Below are 19271 nucleotides of genomic sequence, written 5' to 3' on the forward strand. Positions count from 1 at the left end.
ACCGCCGTTCCCCCTGTTGAGGAGCCGCTCGTGTCCACGCCAGCCTCTGCCCCCGCACCTGCCGCGACGCCCGCCGTACCCGCCCTGGTCGAGCCGACGAAGGTCAGGGCGGCGGACGGATCGGTACGGCAGGTCTCCGTACCGCCGATCGCGCCGCCCGTCCGGCGCGGGTCGCTCGCCGAGATCCCGTTCGACAACGCCCGCGAGGCCCCGGGCGACGCCGTCCTCAGCCGCAAGCAGCCGGACGGCAGCTGGCAGGACGTGACGGCCGAACAGTTCGCCGGCGAGGTGCTTGCCGTCGCCAAGGGCCTGATCGCGGAGGGCCTGCGGGCCGGCGACCGGATCGCGATCATGGCCCGTACGACGTACGAATGGACGCTGCTCGACTTCGCGGGCTGGGCCGCCGGACTCGTCACCGTCCCCATCTACCCCACGTCGTCCGCCTTCCAGGCCCGCTGGATCCTCCAGGACTCGGGCGCCGTCGCCTGCGCCGTGGAGACGGCGGACGAGGGCCGGCTGATCAGCCAGGAACGTAAGCAGCTCGGCGATCTCGCCCACCTGTGGCAGTTCGACACCGGCGCACTCGGCCGGCTGAAGGCGCTCGGCAGGGACGTCCCCGACGAGGCGGTCGCCGCCCGCCGGGCCACCCTGGAACCGGAGACACCCGCCACCCTCATCTACACCTCGGGCACCACCGGACGCCCCAAGGGCTGCGTCCTGACCCACGGCAACTTCTTCGCCGAGGTCGACAACGCCATCGAACTCCTCCACCCCGTCTTCAAATCGGTCAGCAAGGAACCGGCCTCGACCCTCCTCTTCCTGCCGCTGTCGCACGTCTTCGGGCGGATGGTCGCGATCGGCTGTCTGCGCGCCCGGGTCCGGCTCGGTCATGCCCCGTCCATCCGGACCGAGGACCTCCTCGCCGACCTGGCGGGCTTCCGGCCCTCGTTCCTGCTGGCCATCCCGTACGTACTGGAGAAGGTCTACAACACCGGCCGGGCCACCGCCGAGAAGATGGGCCGTGCCTCGTCGTTCGACCGCGCCGCGAGGATCGCCCAGCGGTACGGACAGGCCGTCGAGGCCGCCGAACACGGCACGGGACCCGGACCGGGCTGGGGCCTGCGGGCCGCCCGGGCCCTGTACGACCCGCTGGTCTACCGCCGCATCCGGGCGGCCCTCGGCGGACACGTCCGGTACGCGATCTGCGGCGGCTCCCCGCTCGGGCGCCGGCTCGCATCCTTCTACGCGGGCGCGGGCATCGAGATCTTCGAGGGGTACGGGCTGACGGAGACCACTGCCGCCGCCACCGTCACCCCACCGCTCAAACCGCGCCTCGGCACGGTCGGCTGGCCGCTGCCGGGCACCGCCGTGCGGATCGCGGACGACGGCGAGGTGCTGCTCAGCGGCGGGCAGGTGTTCCGCGGCTACTGGGACACCGAACGCGGCGCGCCCGTCCCCGCACTGGACGGCGGCTGGTTCGCCACCGGCGACCTGGGCGCCCTCGACGAGGACGGCTACCTCACCATCACCGGCCGCAAGAAGGAAATCATCATGACGACGGGCGGCAAGAACGTCGCCCCGGCGCCGCTGGAGGACTGGCTGCGCGCCCACCCGCTGGTCAGCCAGTGCATGGTGGTCGGCGACAACCGCCCGTTCATCACCGCCCTGGTCACCCTGGAGCCTGACGGGCTCCTGCACTGGCGGCAGATGCGCAAGAAGCAGGACGTGCCGATCCGGGAACTGGTGGCGGACGAGGAGCTGCGCGGTGCGCTCCAGCGCGCGGTCGACGAGGCCAACCGCCTGGTCTCGCGCGCCGAGTCGATCCGCAAATTCGTCGTGCTGCCGGTGGACTTCACGGAGGAGGGCGGGCATCTGACGCCGTCGCTGAAGCTGAAGCGGGATGCGATCCTGCGGGACTTCGAGGCGGAGATCGAGGCGCTGTACCGGAGGTAGGCGGACGATCCCGGCGGGGCGGACCGGGCAGACCGGGCGGCCGGGCAGGCCGGTTCGGGACGATGTGGAGCGGCTGGGAGGGCCCGGCGGGGTACCGAGCCCGACGACGCGTGGCTGCCATGGAATTCGTTGAGAAACCTGCGTGAGCGTGACCGGGAATGCCACCGTGACGACCTTCGGCAAGGGCGTGGGCGACCGTGCGGGACGGTTGTGGGTGAGGCCCCCGCCGCTCCCGGACGGCCCGCCCGGACGTCCCTTCGTGGCCTTTCCATACGATCGCTGAGCTGGGCTTTTGTGTCGTTCGGCACTACCGTTTCCCCATCGTGGAAGGGGATCCGATGGACCGGAACATACGCACGATCGACGACGTCCTGAAGCTGATGGACGGCCTGTTCGCGCCGGAGGCCGATCGCTGGACGGCGGACGGGGCCGGCTGGTGGGACGGGTTCTACGGCGACCGCTCGAAGCCGGTGCCGTTCTTCGTGGCGAAGCCGGACGAGAACCTGGTCTCGTACCTCGACCGGTCCTTGATCACGCCGGGCCGGGCGCTCGACCTCGGGTGCGGCCCCGGCCGTAACGCTGTCCATCTCGCCTCTCTGGGTTTCCAGGTGGACGCCGTCGACCTCTCCCCGGCAGCCATCTCCTGGGCCGAGGAGCGCGCCCGTGAGGCCGGGGCCGACATCCGGTTCCGCTGCGGTGACGCCTTCGCACTCACCGAGGCCGAGTCGGGCGGCCCGTACGACCTGGTTTATGACTCCGGCTGCTTCCACCACCTGCCGCCGCACCGCCGCATCAGCTATCTCGCCCTGCTCGACCGCGCCCTCGCCCCCGGCGGCCACCTCGCCCTCACCTGCTTCGCAGCCGGAGGGATGGGCTCCGAACTCTCCGACGCGGAGTTCTACCGCCAGTCCGGCCTCCACGGCGGACTCGCCTACACGCCGGAGTCCCTGCGCCGGATCTTTTCCGACCTGACGGAGGTCGAACTGCGCCGCATGCATGACGAGCCGCCCGAGTCGCCGTACTTCGGTGAGCCGTTCCTGTGGACGGCCCTGTTCCGCCGCGACGCGCAGACACCGGCCGGTGGGTCACCCACGGTGTGACGGAGCCGGAGTCAGAGCACGCAGAACTCGTTGCCCTCCGGGTCGGCCATCTCCACGTGATCGGGGCGGCCGTCCATGTCGTGCTCGCGCACCACGGTCGCGCCGGCGGCGGTCAGGCGCGCGACCGTCTCGGTCACGCGCGGCCACCGCACCTCCCACGGGGTCTCGCGGCCGCCGCCGGCCTGTACGTCCAGGTGCACGCGGTTCTTCGCCACCTTCGGCTCCGGCACCTTCAGGAAGGACAGTGTCGGCCCCACCCCGTCCGGATCCGACAGGTAGGCGCCGTCGTCCCACTCCTCCTCCGGGATGCCGTGGTGGGCGAACCATTCCTCCCAGCTCCCGAAATCGGGGGGCGGAGGCTTCGGCACGTAGCCGAGGGCGAGCGCCCAGAATTCCGCCAGCCTGGCCGGGTGCGCGCAGTCGAGCGTCACGGTCCACCTGGTCGACATGGTTCCTCCTGGGTCCGGGGCGATGAGGGGGACCGTATCGCGCGCCTCTGACACCCGGGCGGCACCGGCCTCGCGCCGGGCGTGATCTCGATCGACCGAGGGTGGTACCGGTTTCGACCGCCGGCCACGGCTGTCCGGCGACCACCCCGGGCGATGGATCCGCTGTTCTCCCCTTCCTCTTGTCTGATGCACCGTCAGGTACGACGATGGCACCCGCCTCGAAAAATGACGGAACGTCAGATCAGGTCGGGGCGGACACGGAGGAAGGGAGGCGACCCGGTGCCGATACTGCCCGCCGGGCGGCTGTCGTACGGGATGCAGCTCCCGGTCCAGTCGCAGAGCACCATCTATACGGAAGCGTGGGAGGCCTCGGCCGGGCCCGGTGATCTCGCCGAGATCGCCCGCACCGCCGACCGCACCGGCTTCGCCTATCTGGCGAGCTGCGACCACGTCGCGATCCCTCGGCGGCTCGCCGAGGTCATGAGCACCGTCTGGTACGACCCGGTGGCCACCCTCGCCTTCCTTGCGGGGATCACCGAACACGTTCTGCTGATGAGCCATGTCGCCGTCGTCGGGCTGCGCCACCCGCTCGCCACCGCGAAGCAGTACGCCACCCTCGACCATCTGTCCGGTGGCCGGCTGATCCTCGGGGTCGGGGCCGGGCATGTGCGGGAGGAGTTCGAGGCGCTCGGGGCGGACTTCGACGGGCGCGGCGGTGTGCTCGACGAGACCATCGACGCGCTGAAGGCCGCGCTCGGGCCGGAGGAGTACCCGGAGTTCGCCGGGGAGCGGTTCTCGTTCAGCGGGCTGGGGCAGCGGCCGCGGCCCGCGCAGGAGCGGGTGCCCGTCTGGGTGGGCGGTTCCTCGCCCGCCGCGCTGCGCCGGGCCGCGCTGCGCGGGGACGGCTGGCTGCCGCAGGGGGACCCCAGGGACCGGCTGCCGCAGCAGATCGCCGGCGTGCGGGCGTTGCGGGAGGAGGCCGGTATCGAGGAGCCGCTGGTTGTCGGTGCCATCACCGAGCCGCTGTACGTGGGGGAACCGGCGTGGGCCGTGGGGCGGCGCACGCTCAGCGGGAAGCCGGAGGCCCTCGCCGAGTCGCTGCGCGCGTACGGGGCGATGGGCGTGCACCAGATCCAGGTGCGGTTCCGTAGCCGTAGCCGTAGCGAACTGACCGATCAGATGGCGGCGTTCGCCGCCGATGTCGCTCCATACCTCGACCAGCAGTAGGGAGTAGGGACATGGGCAAGCTGGATGGGCGCACCGTCCTCATCAGCGGCGCGGCGCGCGGGCAGGGCGAGCAGGAGGCGCGGCTCTTCGTCGCCGAGGGCGCCCGGGTGGTGATCGCCGATGTGCTCGACGACCAGGGGGAGGCCCTGGCGAAGGAGCTGGGGGAGGGGGTCGCCCGGTTCGTGCATCTCGATGTGAGCCGCGAGGAGGAGTGGCGGCGCGCCGTGGCCGCCGCCAAGGACGCCTTCGGGAGGATCGACGGTCTGGTCAACAACGCGGGGATCCTGCGGTTCAACGAGCTGGTGTCCACGCCTCTGGAGGAGTTTCAGCAGGTCGTGCAGGTCAACCAGGTCGGCGCCTTCCTGGGGATCAAGAACGTCGCGCCCGAGATCGAGGCCGCGGGCGGCGGGACCATCGTCAACACCGCCTCGTACACGGGGCTCACCGGGATGGCCTTCGTGGGGGCGTACGCGGCGACCAAGCATGCCGTGCTGGGGCTGACCCGGGTCGCGGCGGTCGAGCTCGCGGCGAAGGGGATACGGGTCAATGCCGTCTGCCCCGGGGCCGTGGACACCGCCATGACCAATCCGGCCGCGCTGGACCCGGCCGCGGACCCGGAGGAGTCCAGGGCGGCGGTGGCCGGGCTGTACAAGAAGCTCGTGCCCCTCGGGCGGATCGGGAAACCGGAGGAGGTGGCGGCCCTGGCGCTCTTCCTGACCTCGGACGACTCCTCGTACATCACCGGGCAGCCGTTCGTCATCGACGGCGGGTGGCTGGCAGGTGTCAGCCTTTTCTGAGGGCGTCAATAGCTGACGGGACGTCAGCTATTGACGGGTCGGACCGTCGGTGGAACAGTCGGTCGCATCACAATCTGACGATGTGTCAGAAATGATTGAGGACGGTGAACCCCCTTGGAATTCGGGCTGTTTGTACAGGGGTACGTACCCGCCGCGCGCGCCGAGGTCGACCCCGAGGCGGAGCACAAGGCGCTGATCGAGGAGACCGAGTACGTCATCCAGGCGGACAAGTCCGGCTTCAAGTACGCCTGGGCCTCCGAGCACCACTTCCTGGAGGAGTACTCGCATCTCTCGGCCAACGACGTGTACCTGGGATACCTCGCGCACGCCACCGAACGGATCCACCTCGGCTCCGGCATCTTCAACCCCCTCGCCCCCGTCAACCACCCCGTGAAGGTGGCCGAGAAGGTCGCCATGCTCGACCATCTGTCGGAGGGGAGATTCGAGTTCGGCTCGGGGCGCGGGGCCGGCAGCCACGAGATCCTCGGGTTCATGCCGGGCGTCACCGACATGAACCACACCAAGGAACTCTGGGAAGAGACCATCGCCGAGTTCCCCAAGATGTGGCTCCAGGACGAGTACGTCGGCTTCCAGGGCAAGCACTGGTCGCTGCCGCCCCGCAAGATCCTGCCGAAGCCGTACGGGAAGTCGCACCCGGCGATGTGGTACGCGGCCGGGTCGCCGTCCTCGTACGCCATGGCCGCCAAGAAGGGGCTCGGCGTGCTGGGGTTCAGCGTGCAGAAAGTCTCCGACATGGAGTGGGTCGTCGATTCGTACAAGACGGCCGTCAAGGACGCGGAGCCGGTCGGTGACTTCGTCAACGACAACGTCATGGTGACGTCGACGGCCATATGCGCCGAGACGCACGCCGAGGCCGTGGAGATCGCGGTCGGCGGCGGGCTCAACTACCTGCAGTCGCTGCTGTTCCGCTACCACGACACGTTCCCGAGGCCCGAAGGCATTCCGGAGTGGCCGGAGCTGCTGCCGGAGTACAGCGAGGAGATCATCGAGCTGCTGATCGCCGAGGAGCTGATGATCTGCGGTGACCCGGACGAGGTGCTGCGCCAGTGCCGGCGGTGGGAGCAGGCGGGGGCGGATCAGTTGAGCTTCGGGCTGCCGATCGGGATCAGCCGTGAGGACACGATGAACTCGATCCGGCTGATCGGTGAGCATGTGATTCCGAAGATCGATACGGATCCGGTGCACCGGACGACGCGGTTCCGCACGGCGGCCTAGGCGGGGGCTGCCTGCCCCCGGATCCCCGCTCCTCGATCGCCGGAGGGGCCTGAGCTGGAGCGGCGTCTTCCCGGACCGCCGCTCCGCGAGCCGGGGTGCGTACCGCGGTCGTACGCACCCCGGCTGCATCCCGTACAGATCAGAAGGGAACCCGACATGCTCGACCACCTCATCCGCGGAGCGACGGTCGTGGACGGCACCGGTGCTCCCTCGTACGTCGCCGACCTCGGCATCCGCGACGGCCGCATCGCCGTCATCGCCGAACCCGGCACCCTCACCGAGGAGGCCGTGACCTCGGAGGACGCCACCGGACTCGTGCTCGCCCCCGGCTTCGTCGACCCCCACACCCACTACGACGCCCAGCTCTTCTGGGACCCGTACGCCACCCCGTCCATGAACCACGGCGTCACCACCGTCGCCGGTGGCAACTGCGGGTTCACCCTCGCCCCGCTCCACCCCGACCGGCCCGACGACGCCGACTACACCCGCCGCATGATGTCCAAGGTCGAAGGGATGGCCCTCAAGGCCCTGGAGGAAGGCGTCGACTGGTCCTGGTCCACCTTCCGCGAATACCTCGACGCCCTCGAAGGGCGGATCGCCGTCAACGCCGGGTTCATGGTCGGCCACTGCGCCCTGCGCCGGCACGTCATGGGCGCCGACGCGGTCGGCGGACAGCCCGGGCGCGCCCAGCTCGACGCGATGCTGCGGCTCCTCCACGACGCCATGGACGCCGGGGCCTGGGGGCTCTCCACCACCCAGTCCGCCACCCACTCCGACGGCGACGGCAAGCCCGTCGCCTCCCGGCACGCACTGCCCGAAGAGCTCCTCGCTCTCTCCCGCGCCGTCGGCGAACACGAGGGCACCCAGCTCGAAGCGATTGTCGCGGGCTGCCTCGACCAGTTCTCCGACGACGAGATCGACCTCCTCGTCGACATGACCGCCGCCGCCGGCCGCCCCCTCAACTGGAACGTCCTCACCGTCGACGCAGCCGTCCCCGAACGCGTACCGCGCCAGCTCGTCCCCAGCGAACGCGCCCGCCGCGCGGGCGGCCGGATCGTCGCCCTCACCATGCCGATCCTCACCCCCATGAACATGTCGCTCGGCACCTTCTGCGCCCTCAACCTCATCCCCGGCTGGGGCGAGATCCTCTCCTTCCCCGTCCCCGAACGGATCGAGCGGCTCCGCGACGCCTCCACCCGCGCCGAGATGCTCCGCCGCGCCGACAGCAAGGAGGCCGGTGTCTTCCGGCGCCTCGCCGACTTCGGCCGGTACGTCATCGGAGACACGTACAGCGCGGCGAACGAGGGCCTCAGCGGGCGCGTGGTACGCGACATCGCCGCCGAGCGCGGCCAGGACCCGTTCCACTGCCTCGTGGAGATCTGCGCCGCCGACGAGCTGCGTACGGTGCTGTGGCCCATGCCCACCGACAACGACCCGGACTCGTGGGCGCTGCGGCAGCGGACCTGGCAGCACGAGGACGTCCTGCTCGGCGGTTCCGACGCGGGCGCCCATCTGGACCGGATGTGCGGTGCCCCGTACACCACCCGCTTCCTCGGTGACTGCCTGCGCGGCCGGAAACTCGTCCCCCTCGAACAGGCCGTCAAGATGCTCAGCGATGACCCCGCCCAGCTCTTCGGGCTGCGCGACCGGGGCAGGATCCAGGAAGGCTTCCACGCCGACCTCGTCCTCTTCGACCCCGAGCGCATCGACGCCGGGCCCGCCACCCTCGTACACGATCTGCCCGGCGACAGTCCACGCCTCGACTCGAAGGCCATCGGCATCGTGTCGGTCCGCGTCAACGGCGTCGAGACGCTGCGCGACGACAAGGTGACCGGCGCGGTCCCCGGCACGGTGCTCCGCTCCGGCCGCGACACCCGGACGGTGAGCACGCAATGACCACCGCACCCCAACGCCTCTTCATCGGCGGAGAGTGGACCGAACCCGACCACGGCCACTACGAGGTGATCAACCCGGCCACGGAGCAGGCTGTCGGTCTCGCACCCGAGGCGAGCCGCGAGCAGGTGTACGCGGCGGCCGCCGCGGCCCGCGAGGCCTTCCCCGCATGGTCCCGCACCTGCCCCGAGGAGCGGGCCGCGATCCTCGACCGCGCAGCCGACCTGATGCACCGCGACTTCGCCGCCAACGCCGCACTCGCCCGGGCGGAGAGCGGCGCGACGACGGGAACGGCCCGGTCCATGCAGGTCGCCGTCGGCGCGGCCCGCTTCCGGCGGTACGCGAGGGGCGCCCTGGAGCCGGTCGAGGAGGCGATCGCGCCGCAGATCAACGAGGCCGGTCCGATGGGCCGGGCCGGTGTCTTCGGCGCGGTCGCCGTACGCCAGCCGGTCGGCGTCGTCACCTGCATCACCTCGTACAACAATCCGTGGGCCAACCCGGCCGGCAAGGTCGCCCCCGCGCTCGCCATGGGCAACACGGTCGTCGTGAAACCCGCCCCGCAGGACCCGCTCTCCGTCTACCGGATGGCCGAGGCCCTCGCCGAGGCGGGCGTGCCGCCGGGCGTCGTCAACGTCGTCACGGGTTCGGGCCCCGAGGCCGGAGAGGCGGCCGTCGACTCACCGGACGTCGACATGGTCAGCTTCACCGGCTCCACGTCCGTCGGACAGCGCATCGCCGAGGTGTGCGGGCGAGGGATGAAGCGGCAGCTGATGGAGCTGGGCGGCAAGGGCGCCGCGGTCGTCCTCGACGATGCCGACCTGGACGCGGCGGTGGCGGGCATCGGCACGACGTTCTCCTTCTACAGCGGACAGATCTGTACGGCTCCGACGCGCGTCCTCGTCCAGCGCGGCAGCCACGACGCGCTGATCGAGAAGCTCGTCGCCTATGCGGGTCGTCTGGCGGTCGGCGACCCGGCGGCGCCGGGCACGGTCGTCGGGCCGGTCATCTCCGCCGCACACCGCGACCGCATCGAGTCGTACGTCGAGCTCGGCCGGAAGGAGGGTGCGCGGGTGGTCACGGGCGGCGCGCGGCCCTCCCACGTCGACCGCGGCTTCTACGTCGCGCCGACGCTCCTCGCCGGCTGCACCAACGACATGCGGGTCGTCCGGGAGGAGATCTTCGGCCCGGTCGTCGTGGTCGTCCCCTTCGACGATGAGGAGGAAGGCATCGCACTCGCCAACGACAGCGACTACGGACTGATCGACTACGTGTGGTCCGGGGACGTGGCCCGGGCCTTCCGGGTGGCGCGGCGGCTGCGCGCCGGCGGGGTCGGGGTGAACACGATCGGCCGGAACATGGAGGCCCCGTTCGGCGGGTTCAAGAGGAGCGGAGTCGGGCGCGACGTCGGCTCGTACGCGCTGCACGCGTACAGCGAACTGCAGGCGATCGTCTGGCCGGGCTGAGCATCGACGCGGTGCGGCCGTCCGTTATGCGGACAGGTGCGGGAAAATTTTGAACCGGCACAAAGTGGACGCTGCTGCGGTTCTCGCACGGGATTCCGATCGAGGGTCGGCCCTCTATTGGCAGGCGCAATGCTCGATTCACCTTCAATTCATGGATTCGCGGCCACAATTCGGCCGATGATCCAAGAGGGAAGTCTCGGAGTTCAGCCCTCCGGATGTGGATATCGCAGCGCATACCGTCCCCTGTATGACTCAGCTGGACGCGCGGCCCCGGGCCGGAGACGTGGGACGGGGCACGGCCCCGGCCGACGGCGGTGTACGCGGCAAGGGACTCGGCGGGAACTCCGTCGGCCTGATGGGCAGCGCCGTCATCGGCATCTCGACCGTCGCTCCCGTCTACTGCCTGACCTCCACTCTCGGCTCCACCGCGGGCGAGGTCGGCGTCCAGATGCCCGCTGTCTTCCTGGCCGGCTTCCTGCCGATGCTGCTGGTCGCGTTTGCGTACCGTGAACTCAACCAGGTCATGCCGGACTGCGGCACCTCCTTCACCTGGACGGTGAAGGCGTTCGGCCCGCGCATCGGCTGGATGTGCGGCTGGGGCCTGGTCATCGCGACGATCATCGTCCTGTCGAACCTGGCAGGCGTGGCGACCTCGTACTTCTGGCTGCTCGCCGGCGAGATCACCGGCAGTGGCTCGATCGCCGCCCTGGACGACAGCAAGCCCGTCCACATCCTCACCTGTCTCCTCCTGATCGCGGCCGCCACCGCGATCAGTTACCGCGGGATGACCACCACGAAGGGCATCCAGTACGCGCTGGTGGGACTCCAACTCGTGGTCCTCGCACTGTTCGTGGCGATGGCGGTACAGAAGGGAGCGAGCGGCGACTTCGCGACGTCGGTCGACTTCTCGTGGTCGTGGCTGAACCCGTTCGCGGTCGAATCGTTCTCCGCGTTCACGGCCGGCCTCTCGCTTGCGATCTTCGTCTACTGGGGATGGGACACCTGCCTGACTGCCAACGAGGAGACGACCGGCAGCGAGGAGACGCCGGGGCGTGCCGCCCTCATCGCGATGGTCGTCCTGGTCGGCTCCTACCTGGCGACCGGCGTCGCCGCCCAGATGGCCGTCGGCTCCGGCACCACCGGTCTCGGCCTGGCCAACCCGGACACCTCCGACAACGTCTTCGCCGCACTGGCCGGCCCGATCATGGGCCCCGGCCTCGGCATCCTGCTGTTTGTCGCCGTCCTCGCCTCGGCCGCCGCGAGCCTCCAGACCACCTTCATCCCGGTGGCCCGTACGGTGCTGGCGATGTCCACGTACGAGGCCCTGCCCGTCTCGTACGCGCGGGTGCACCCGCGCTTCAAGACGCCCGGGAAGGCGACGGTCACGGCGGGTGTCGCGACCGGCGTCTTCTACACGGTCATGACCCTGGTCAGCGAGCACGTCCTGGTCGACACGATCTACGCGCTCGGCCTCATGATCTGCTTCTACTACGCGCTGACGGCGTTCGCCTGCGCCTGGTACTTCCGCGCCGAACTCACCCGCTCCGCCCGCGACCTGGTCTTCAAGGGCCTCTTCCCGGTCGTCGGCGGCATCCTGCTCACCGCGGTGTTCTGCAAGACGCTCTACGACATGTGGGACCCGGCCTACGGCTCCGGCTCGTCGGTCCTCGGCGTCGGCTCGGTGTTCGTGATCGCCGTCGGACTGCTGCTGCTCGGTGTGGTGCTGATGGTGGCGATGCAGCGCAGGAGCCCCTCGTTCTTCCGCGGCGAGGTGCTGACGAAGGAGACTCCGGCGCTGGTCGTCGAGGACTGAGCGGCTGCCTGCGGGCGTATACGGCGCGGGCGGTTCTCAGGCAGCCGTGCGCCAGTAACCCAGCGCGTTCACCCGCTCCTTGGCGACAGCCAGCTCCTTGCGTACGTACGTGGCCGGCGAGCGCGTCGTCGCCGTGTCGCAGGCGTCGCCGGGCTGCGCCTTTCGTGCCCAGTCGCTCGCGGTGCCCTCGTGCAGGGCGAATTCGAGACTGAACGTCCCGGCGGCCGGGTCCGGGTCGACCAGGGTGTAGGCGCGCTGGTGCGGTTTGCCCGCCTGCTCGAACCAGATCCTGACCCACATCGTCGGGTGTGCGCCGCCGGTCGCGGCGAGCAGTCCGCCGTCGGGCAGGTGCACCCGGCGGAAGTCGTCGGTGACCTGTTCGGCCCCGGTCACGGTGAACTCGAAGTCCCTCCCGCACATCAGCTTGAGGACGGCGCCCTCCCAGCCATGCCCCACAACTGTCTCCTCCCCGGGGAACCATCTCGGATTCGCTTTTAGGTTAGGCTAACCTAAATTTTTGGGGCTGAAGAGGCGAGCGAGGGCGGGAACGGCATGCGCAACGAGGTCTACCGGGATGACTGGGGCATACCCCATCTGCGAGCGGCCGGTGTCCGCGAACTCGCCCATGCCCAGGGGCGCAACGTCGCCCTGGACCGTGCTTGGCAGATCGAGGTCGAACGGCACCGGGTACAGGGCACGACGGCCGCCTTCCTCGGTGCGGAGGCCGTGGAGTGGGACCGGTTCGCCCGCCGGGCCCGGCTGGACGACACCGCCCGCCGCTGCTTCGAACGCCTCGCTCCGGAGACCGCCGACTGGGTGCGGGCGTACGTCGACGGCGTCAACGCGGGACTGGGCGAAGGAGCGGGAGAGGCGCCCGAGTTCGCCGCCGCCGGGCTCGCCCCGGGCACCTGGCAGCCGTGGACCCCGCTGGGTGTCTGGCTCGCCACCCATATCCTGTTCGCGGGCTTCCCCACCAAGCTCTGGCGCGAGGAGGTCGCCCGCCGGCTGGGCGACGACGCGATCGAACTCTTCGCCACCGACGGTCCCGGCACCTCCGGCAGCAACGGCTGGCTCGTCACCGCCGAGCGCACCGCGACCGGGGCGCCGATCATCGCGGGCGACCCGCACCGGTTCATCGAGGACCCCGGCGTCTACCAGCAGATCCGGCTCGCCTGCCCCGAGTTCGACGTGGTGGGCCTCGCCGTACCCGGCGTTCCCGGCATCGCGCACTTCGGGCACACCGGGGAGGTCGCCTGGGCGATCACCAACGCCATGGCCGACTACCAGGACCTCTACCGGGAACGGCTGCGGCGTACGCCGGCCGGTGGGGTGCAGGCGCTCGGCCCCGACGGCTGGGAGCCGGCCGCCGCCCACACCGAGACCATCGAGGTGGCGGGCGCCGCCCCCGTGACCGTCGAGGTCGTCGAGACCGGCCGCGGCCCGGTGATCATCGGTGGCCCGGACACCGGTGAGGAAGCCGTCAGCCTCCGCCACCCGCCCCGCGTCACCGCTGAAATCGGCTTCGACGCCCTGCCCGCGCTGCTCCGCTCCCGCACGGTCGCCGACCTCGACGTCGCCCTGGACCGCTGGGTGGAGCCCGTCAATGTGGTCCTGGCGGCGGACACGGAGGGCGCGACGCTGCACCGGGTCGCCGGACACGTGCCGCTGCGCCCGCACACGAACCGGCTGCGCACCGTGCCCGCCTGGGACGCCGCGTACGCCTGGCGGAGCGACCACGCACCGATGGCGCGCGCGGACGTCCACGGCACGGCGGTGATGGCCAACCAGCGGGGGATCGCCGCCCCGCTCGGCGTCGAGTTCGCACCTCCGCACCGCGCCGACCGAATACAGGAACTGCTCGACGAGTCGGCCCGCTGGACCGCCAAGAACATGGCGGCTCTCCACATGGACACCCATCTCGCCTCGGCCGGGCCCCTGTTGAGGCTGCTGGAAGAGGTGGTGGGGCTCGACGGCCCGGAGGTCGTACGGCAGCGCGACCGGCTGCTGCGCTGGGACCGGAGGATGGACGCCGACAGCACGGACGCCACGCTGTACGCGGCGCTGCGCGCCGAGGTCGTGCACCGGCTGGCGGCCCACCCGGCGCTCGCTCCGCTGCACGGTTCGGCGCACTCGGATCCGTACCCGGAACTGTTCTACCCGTGGCTGGCGACGGTGCCGAGGATCGCGTACGCCCTGGAGGGCCTGCTGACGGGGGAGGACGGGCCGCTGACGCACGCGGACCGGGTGGCGGTGGTCGCGGGCGCGATGGAAGCCGTCGCCGGCGCGGAAGTGAGAGGTCCCTGGGGCGAGTTGCACCGGTTCTCGCCCTGGCAGGCGCTGCCCGGCACCGGCTCCGACCCCGACGAGAGCCGGCCGGGGCTCGCGGGCGACCACGACTGTGTGCTGTCCACGTCCAGCGTCCCCGGCGTCACCGACCGCAGCGCTCGCGGCCCCGCCGCCCGCTACGTGTGGGACCTGGCGCGGCGCGAGGACAGCCTCTGGGTGGTCCCCTTCGGGGCGTCCGGAGTCCCCGGAGGTGCGCACCACCGTGATCAACTGCCGCTGTGGGTACGGGGGGAGCTCGTCCCCGTCGTCACGGACTGGAATCTGCTGCACCGAGAAGAGGAGAGACCTGACGTGAGTGCCGGGACAGGCGCCGGGGCGAGAGCCGAGTCCGCCGTGTTCGAACGGAAGGTCGACGGCTTCGGTACCGTGTCCCTCGTCCCCGTCGACCCGGCCCGCGACCTCGACGTGCTCCACGCCTGGGTCACCGAGGACCGCGCCCGCTTCTGGGGCATGGGTGGGTACAGCCGCGAACAGGTGCTGGAGACCTATGAGTTCCTGGACTCGCTCACCACGCACCATGCCTACCTCGCGTACCGCGGCGGCGTCCCGGTCGCGCTCTTCCAGACGTACGAGCCGGACGCCGACCCGCTCGGCGAGTGCTACGACGTACAGCCCGGCGACCACGGTGTCCACCTGCTGATCGAGCCCGCCGGCCCCGCCGGACCCGAACCGGGCTTCACCGGTGCGCTGTTCTCCGTGCTCATCGACTACGTCTTCAGCGACCCCGCCCATCTGCGGGTCGTCGTCGAGCCCGACGCCCGCAACGCGAAGGGGGTCGCCCGGATGGTCCGGGCCGGTTTCGAGCTGGGCCCGGAGATCGACAAGCCGGAGAAGCGGGCCCGGCTCGCGTTCCTGAGCCGGACGGCTGCCGCGGGGGCGTAGGGGGCCGACGGGCTGCCGGCCGGCCCACCCCGCCGGAAACGGGTGCCGGGCCCGCGCCGACGGGCAGCCCTGGGGCAAGACGCTCTCCGGGCCTGCGCCGACGGGCCGCCCTCGGGCAACATGCGCTCCGGGCCCGCGCCGACGGGCCGCCCCTCAGGCCCGCACTCCGGCCTCCTCGACGATGTGCTTGTCCAGTGCGGCGCGCACCAGAGCCGCTGCGAGCACGGCCGGGCCGCGGTCGTCGACCTGCTCGGCCAGCCGTGCGAGCTCTGCCGGCGAGGCGGGCAGCCCCAGTTTCTCGGCGCCCTGAAGAGCCTTCGCGTCCAGGAACGGTGCCGTCTCCGGCCACACGGCCTGCACTTCGCGCACGAAGATGTCCGCACCGGCCGGGCCCATGCCCGGGGTTCTGCGCAGCCCCGCCCGCAAGATGTCCAGGTCGCCGTCGGCCTCCTTGCGCAGCCGCCGCAGATCACCGCCGTACTCGACCAGCAGGAGCTGTGCACCGTCGCCGAGCTGGGTGGCGGTGCGTTCGTCGTAGCGCTGGTAGCCGCCCTCGCCCAGCGCGTCGACGCGCTGCTGCCATGCCGACCCGATCATCCGTTCCGGCGACCGCATGCCGTGGGCGAACAGCGCGCGTGCCGCCGCCACCGCCGCGGACGCCCGGATGCGGGCGCTCAGCAGTTCGCTGAGTACGAGGAGTTGGTACAGCGACTGCGGTGTGTTCTGCAGCTGGATACCGGCCTCGGCGGCATAGGTGGTGCCGTAGCGGCTGAGAAGGAACTCCATGGTCCTGCGGGCGGTCATGAAGGCCCGCCTCCTTCCTCGGCGGCGACCTGCTGCAGAGTGCGCCCCGTACGGGCCGAACGTGCCCGGTAGGGGTCGGGTGTGCCCGGCCCGTCATGGGTGGCGCGCCCGTCCCTGGCCTTGATCAGCAGCCATATCTCCTCGCCCGGGGCATCGCTCCCACCGCCTCCCTTGAAGCGGGTGAGGGCGAACTCGCCGTGCAGCTTGGTGCCGTCGAGCCAGAAGGTCGCGTGCCCGTCCTCCAGGGACTGCTCGAACGGCACAGGTGCGCCCCAGCGGTCGTGACTGAGCGGTCGGTAGGTGCCCTGGTCCCAGACGATCACCGTGCCGCCGCCGTACTCGCCCTTCGCGATGACTCCCTCGAACGTGCGGTACTCCAGCGGGTGGTCCTCCGTAGGGACGGCCAACCGCTTCTCGCGCGGGTTCTCCGAAGGGCCGCGCGGCACCGCCCATGACTTCAGTACGCCGTCGACCTCCAGGCGGAAGTCGAAGTGCATGCGCCGCGCCTGGTGGATCTGGACGACGAAGCAGGGTGCCGTACCCGTCCGTCCGTCGTCGCCGCGTGGCTCCGCAGTCGCGTCGAAGTGCCGTTTGCCGCGGTAGTCCCGGAGCCGGTCGTCGTTTTCGCCGGTCATGTCCGGACACCTCCTCCCGACAGGCCCGCCCGGTGCCCCCCCTTCCACTGTGTCGCGCCCGGCGGTGAAGCGCACAGGGACGGCGTGGGTCGGCATCGCGCATGTATGTTGACATCAAGTATCTTGACATCGAGATGACTCTCCCGCAGGCTCCTCTCTTGACTCATTGATCTCTTGATGTCGAGGCATATCCGAGAGGGGGCACTCGATGCGGCGCGGCAACGGGAGCGGGGCACCGGAGACCCGGAAGGGCCGGCAGGGCCTGCCGGCCCGGCTGCGCAATCCGCCGGGCGGCCGCAACGCGCGGGTCATGCTGCTCGCCCTGGCCCTGGACCGGACCGGCTCCGGGCTGTGGGCCGCGTCCTCGGTCCTGTATCTCACCTTCGTGACGCAACTGAGCGCCCAACAGATCGGCGTGCTGCTGGGCGTGGCCGGAGTGGCGGGCATCGCCGGCTCACCGCTGGCCGGACGTCTGGCCGGCTGCTTCCCGGTGCGCCCGCTGCTGATCGGCTGCCACTTGCTCCGTCTGGTGACGCTCGTCCTGGTGCTGGTGTGCACCGGCTTCGAGGCGCTGCTGCCCGTCATCGCCGTCACATACCTGGGCGACAGGGCGGCGAAGATGCTGGAGATGCTGTTCGCCACCAGGACGGCGGGCGAGCGGCGCGCGGCCTACCAGGCGCTGTCCCGCAGCGTGGCCAACGGGGGATATGCCCTCGGCGCGGGGATTGCGGCCATCGGCCTGGCCGTGGGGACCACCGACGCCTACCGGGCCCTGATCCTGGGCAACGCGCTGTCCTTCGTCATCGCCGCGGCGCTGGTATGGCGCACGAGCGAGCCGAGGGACAAGGTCATCGAGGTGGCACGGTCCGACGGCTCGGCAGCCGGGGCCCCGGCCGGGAAGCAGCCGCCCGTCCGCCGGGCCGACCCGTGGCGCGACCGCGGTTATCTCACGTTCGTGCTGCTGGACATTCCGATGAATCTCGACGACTCCATCCTCAACGTCGGCCTGCCGCTGTGGCTGGTGAACCACACCTCGGCGCCGCACGCCCTCGCCCCGGCCTTCCTGATCATCAACACCGTGACGGTCGTGGTGCTGCAGATCAGCGTGTCGGCGCGGGCCGAGGGTCCGCGCCGGGCCACCCGGGCGGTGCTGCTGTACGGGGCCATGATGTTCGTGTGCTGTGCGTTCCTGGCAGCGGCCACCCGGGGCGGGACCTGGGCGGCCACTGCCGCCCTGTTCGCCGCGGCGCTGGTGGTCACCCTGGCGGAGCTGATGCGCTCGGTGAGTTCCTGGGAGCTGGCGGTCCTCCTCGCGCCCCAGGACGCCCGCGCCGCGTATCTGGGGGTGGCGGGGATGTCCCAGTCCATCCAGAAGTCCGCCGGGCCACCGCTGCTGACCGGCGCGGTGATGGCCGCCGGACCCGCGGGCTGGCTGGTGCTGGGTGCGCTGGTCGCGGGCCTCTCGGTGGTCCAACGACGAGCCTGCACGCGACGGCTTCGTACCCTCGCGCCGCCTGCCCCGAAGAGAACCACCCCCGCGCCGGTGTCCTAGGGGCAGCCCGCAGGGCAGGCCGTGTTGCCTCACGGTGGGCTATTTCGGCCGGTAGCAAGCTGATTCGACGGTGACCTCCAGGAGGTCCGAGGCGTTTCCGACTTTGCTCGCCTTGTGCAACCGTACGTCGACTGCGAATTCACCCCCCTTGGACTCCGCGACGATCTGCGGACTCTCTTGCTGGCGTCCACGCCGTCCTGGACGATCTTCCAGCCGTCTTTCGGGAGCTCGACCCGCAGGCGATCCGTGCCCTTTTGCATATCGGCAAAGGGGGCCTTGTAGATGCTCCAGGGGTGGCGTGCGCGGTAGACCTCCTCGTCGGAGTCGTAGTCCGAGCAACGCGACGTCATCGCACCCGTCTCCGTGACCTTCCCCCTGACGTCGAGGATCTCGAGAATCCGGCTGGACGTCCTCTCGACGCCCGCCTTCACGGTATCGCCGTCCTGCGTCTTCACCGCCGCCACTTTTCCGTTCGAGCACGCTATCGTCAGCGCGCACGTCGCGATAATGAATGCGAGTTTCGAAATTCTCCTATTCAAGTTGTACCTTGTCATATTGGCCGGCGATGACGGCTGCCTGATTGCGTATGCTGAGAGAGCTATCGTCGAAGCTTCCGGTGTGTCCGCCGGAGTCGCTCTCCATGATGTTCCCGCCGAAGGATTCGTCGGTGGGAATGACCCCGTTGTCACCGAGCCCCATCAGTCGACCGCCCTGCCGGACCACCTGATCGTCCCAGGGGGCGCCCATTGCCCACACGTGGTCGGCTCCGACACCCAGGTCCGCCGCGCGATCCGCCTGGACACCGGGACTGCCCGCAAAGACGAAGTCGTTGGCGTCAAGCGCAATCAAACGCGCATGCATCGCGCATCTTTGGCGATCAATGCCTTGGCATTGGCGACCCATGCTCTGGACGTCTCGGTGAGCTCCGCCCAGCGGTTGGGTGCCGGACGTTCTTGTACGCGAATCAGCATCGGTTTATCCGCCCGTAGCCACCGGGCGGATTGGAGGGGCACCATAGACGGCGCAGGCAGGAACCGGCATGGGCTCCATTCAAGTCGCCGTCCACTGTCCTCAGAAGCGGAGACGTACTTATCTCCACTTGAGTACGCCTGCACCTGCAC

The 19271-nt window shown here is 70.5% G+C and carries 16 protein-coding genes; 10 read left to right on the forward strand and 6 right to left on the reverse strand.

Annotation, left to right across the window (positions count from 1 at the left end; translation table 11 throughout):
- The first annotated feature begins 30 nt into the window (after window positions 1-30).
- Complete coding sequence (locus OHA03_RS16555; RefSeq protein WP_267004611.1) at window positions 31-1953, forward strand: long-chain fatty acid--CoA ligase; 1923 nt, start codon at window positions 31-33, stop codon at window positions 1951-1953.
- Window positions 1954-2291: 338 nt separating this feature from the next.
- Window positions 2292-3053 (forward strand): class I SAM-dependent methyltransferase, encoded by a 762-nt coding sequence (locus OHA03_RS16560; RefSeq protein WP_267004612.1) that lies wholly within the window; start codon window positions 2292-2294, stop codon window positions 3051-3053.
- A gap of 11 nt (window positions 3054-3064) precedes the next feature.
- On the opposite strand, the gene OHA03_RS16565 is transcribed toward OHA03_RS16560, so the two are convergent.
- A complete protein-coding gene (locus OHA03_RS16565) occupies window positions 3065-3502 on the reverse strand; it encodes a VOC family protein (protein WP_267004613.1) in 438 nt (145 codons plus the stop codon).
- Window positions 3503-3781: 279 nt separating this feature from the next.
- On the opposite strand from OHA03_RS16565, the gene OHA03_RS16570 reads away from it, so the two are divergent.
- From OHA03_RS16570 to OHA03_RS16595, 6 genes are all read left to right on the forward strand, one after another.
- Window positions 3782-4729 carry an LLM class F420-dependent oxidoreductase gene (locus tag OHA03_RS16570; protein ID WP_267004614.1) on the forward strand — a complete coding sequence of 316 codons (948 nt, stop codon included), beginning with the start codon at window positions 3782-3784 and terminating at the stop codon, window positions 4727-4729.
- Between the two features lie 11 nt (window positions 4730-4740).
- Complete coding sequence (locus OHA03_RS16575) at window positions 4741-5526, forward strand: SDR family NAD(P)-dependent oxidoreductase (RefSeq protein WP_267004615.1); 786 nt, start codon at window positions 4741-4743, stop codon at window positions 5524-5526.
- Window positions 5527-5640: 114 nt separating this feature from the next.
- Window positions 5641-6762 carry an LLM class flavin-dependent oxidoreductase gene (locus OHA03_RS16580; RefSeq protein ID WP_267004616.1) on the forward strand — a complete coding sequence of 374 codons (1122 nt, stop codon included), beginning with the start codon at window positions 5641-5643 and terminating at the stop codon, window positions 6760-6762.
- 156 nt (window positions 6763-6918) lie between these two features.
- Window positions 6919-8658: an amidohydrolase family protein gene (locus OHA03_RS16585; protein WP_267004617.1), complete on the forward strand. Its 1740-nt coding sequence runs from the start codon at window positions 6919-6921 to the stop codon at window positions 8656-8658.
- Window positions 8655-10118, forward strand: coding sequence for an aldehyde dehydrogenase family protein (locus OHA03_RS16590; protein ID WP_267004618.1), 1464 nt, complete (start codon window positions 8655-8657; stop codon window positions 10116-10118). The genes OHA03_RS16585 and OHA03_RS16590 overlap by 4 nt, the downstream gene beginning before the upstream one ends.
- 247 nt (window positions 10119-10365) lie before the next feature.
- The gene (locus OHA03_RS16595) at window positions 10366-11931 is read left to right on the forward strand and encodes an APC family permease (RefSeq protein ID WP_267004619.1); all 1566 of its coding nucleotides are present in this window, start codon (window positions 10366-10368) and stop codon (window positions 11929-11931) included.
- 36 nt (window positions 11932-11967) lie between these two features.
- On the opposite strand, the gene OHA03_RS16600 is transcribed toward OHA03_RS16595, so the two are convergent.
- Window positions 11968-12387 carry a siderophore-interacting protein gene (locus OHA03_RS16600; RefSeq protein ID WP_267004620.1) on the reverse strand — a complete coding sequence of 140 codons (420 nt, stop codon included), beginning with the start codon at window positions 12385-12387 and terminating at the stop codon, window positions 11968-11970.
- A 96-nt stretch (window positions 12388-12483) separates the two neighbouring features.
- Here OHA03_RS16600 and OHA03_RS16605 point away from each other — a divergent pair, with 96 nt between their 5' ends.
- Window positions 12484-15159 (forward strand): GNAT family N-acetyltransferase, encoded by a 2676-nt coding sequence (locus OHA03_RS16605; RefSeq protein WP_267004621.1) that lies wholly within the window; start codon window positions 12484-12486, stop codon window positions 15157-15159.
- 153 nt (window positions 15160-15312) lie between these two features.
- Here OHA03_RS16605 and OHA03_RS16610 read toward each other — a convergent pair whose 3' ends face one another.
- Complete coding sequence (locus tag OHA03_RS16610) at window positions 15313-15963, reverse strand: endonuclease (RefSeq protein WP_267004622.1); 651 nt, start codon at window positions 15961-15963, stop codon at window positions 15313-15315.
- Window positions 15960-16598, reverse strand: a complete 639-nt coding sequence (locus OHA03_RS16615; protein ID WP_267004623.1) for a DNA polymerase ligase N-terminal domain-containing protein — start codon at window positions 16596-16598, stop codon at window positions 15960-15962. Before OHA03_RS16615 ends, OHA03_RS16610 begins: the two co-directional genes overlap by 4 nt.
- 208 nt (window positions 16599-16806) lie before the next feature.
- Here OHA03_RS16615 and OHA03_RS16620 point away from each other — a divergent pair, with 208 nt between their 5' ends.
- Window positions 16807-18150 carry an MFS transporter gene (locus OHA03_RS16620; protein WP_267004624.1) on the forward strand — a complete coding sequence of 448 codons (1344 nt, stop codon included), beginning with the start codon at window positions 16807-16809 and terminating at the stop codon, window positions 18148-18150.
- A gap of 29 nt (window positions 18151-18179) precedes the next feature.
- Here the strand turns inward: OHA03_RS16620 and OHA03_RS16625 are convergent, their stop codons facing one another.
- Together OHA03_RS16625 and OHA03_RS16630 are read right to left on the reverse strand one after the other, a co-directional pair.
- A complete protein-coding gene (locus tag OHA03_RS16625) occupies window positions 18180-18704 on the reverse strand; it encodes a hypothetical protein (RefSeq protein WP_267004625.1) in 525 nt (174 codons plus the stop codon).
- A complete protein-coding gene (locus OHA03_RS16630) occupies window positions 18682-19011 on the reverse strand; it encodes an alpha/beta hydrolase (RefSeq protein WP_267004626.1) in 330 nt (109 codons plus the stop codon). Before OHA03_RS16630 ends, OHA03_RS16625 begins: the two co-directional genes overlap by 23 nt.
- Between the last annotated feature and the right edge of the window lie 260 nt (window positions 19012-19271).

It is taken from the genome of Streptomyces sp. NBC_00154 (genome assembly GCF_026342835.1).
Lineage (GTDB): Bacteria > Actinomycetota > Actinomycetes > Streptomycetales > Streptomycetaceae > Streptomyces.

Coding starts and splice junctions, on each gene's coding strand:
- OHA03_RS16565 (WP_267004613.1), bottom strand. CDS start 3,502: ATGTCGACCAGGTGGACCGTGACGCTCGACTGCGCGCACCCGGCCAGG.
- OHA03_RS16590 (WP_267004618.1), top strand. CDS start 8,655: ATGACCACCGCACCCCAACGCCTCTTCATCGGCGGAGAGTGGACCGAA.
- OHA03_RS16615 (WP_267004623.1), bottom strand. CDS start 16,598: ATGACCGGCGAAAACGACGACCGGCTCCGGGACTACCGCGGCAAACGG.
- OHA03_RS16620 (WP_267004624.1), top strand. CDS start 16,807: ATGCGGCGCGGCAACGGGAGCGGGGCACCGGAGACCCGGAAGGGCCGG.
- OHA03_RS16560 (WP_267004612.1), top strand. CDS start 2,292: ATGGACCGGAACATACGCACGATCGACGACGTCCTGAAGCTGATGGAC.
- OHA03_RS16595 (WP_267004619.1), top strand. CDS start 10,366: ATGACTCAGCTGGACGCGCGGCCCCGGGCCGGAGACGTGGGACGGGGC.
- OHA03_RS16625 (WP_267004625.1), bottom strand. CDS start 18,704: ATGACAAGGTACAACTTGAATAGGAGAATTTCGAAACTCGCATTCATT.
- OHA03_RS16630 (WP_267004626.1), bottom strand. CDS start 19,011: ATGCATGCGCGTTTGATTGCGCTTGACGCCAACGACTTCGTCTTTGCG.
- OHA03_RS16605 (WP_267004621.1), top strand. CDS start 12,484: ATGCGCAACGAGGTCTACCGGGATGACTGGGGCATACCCCATCTGCGA.
- OHA03_RS16610 (WP_267004622.1), bottom strand. CDS start 15,963: ATGACCGCCCGCAGGACCATGGAGTTCCTTCTCAGCCGCTACGGCACC.
- OHA03_RS16575 (WP_267004615.1), top strand. CDS start 4,741: ATGGGCAAGCTGGATGGGCGCACCGTCCTCATCAGCGGCGCGGCGCGC.
- OHA03_RS16585 (WP_267004617.1), top strand. CDS start 6,919: ATGCTCGACCACCTCATCCGCGGAGCGACGGTCGTGGACGGCACCGGT.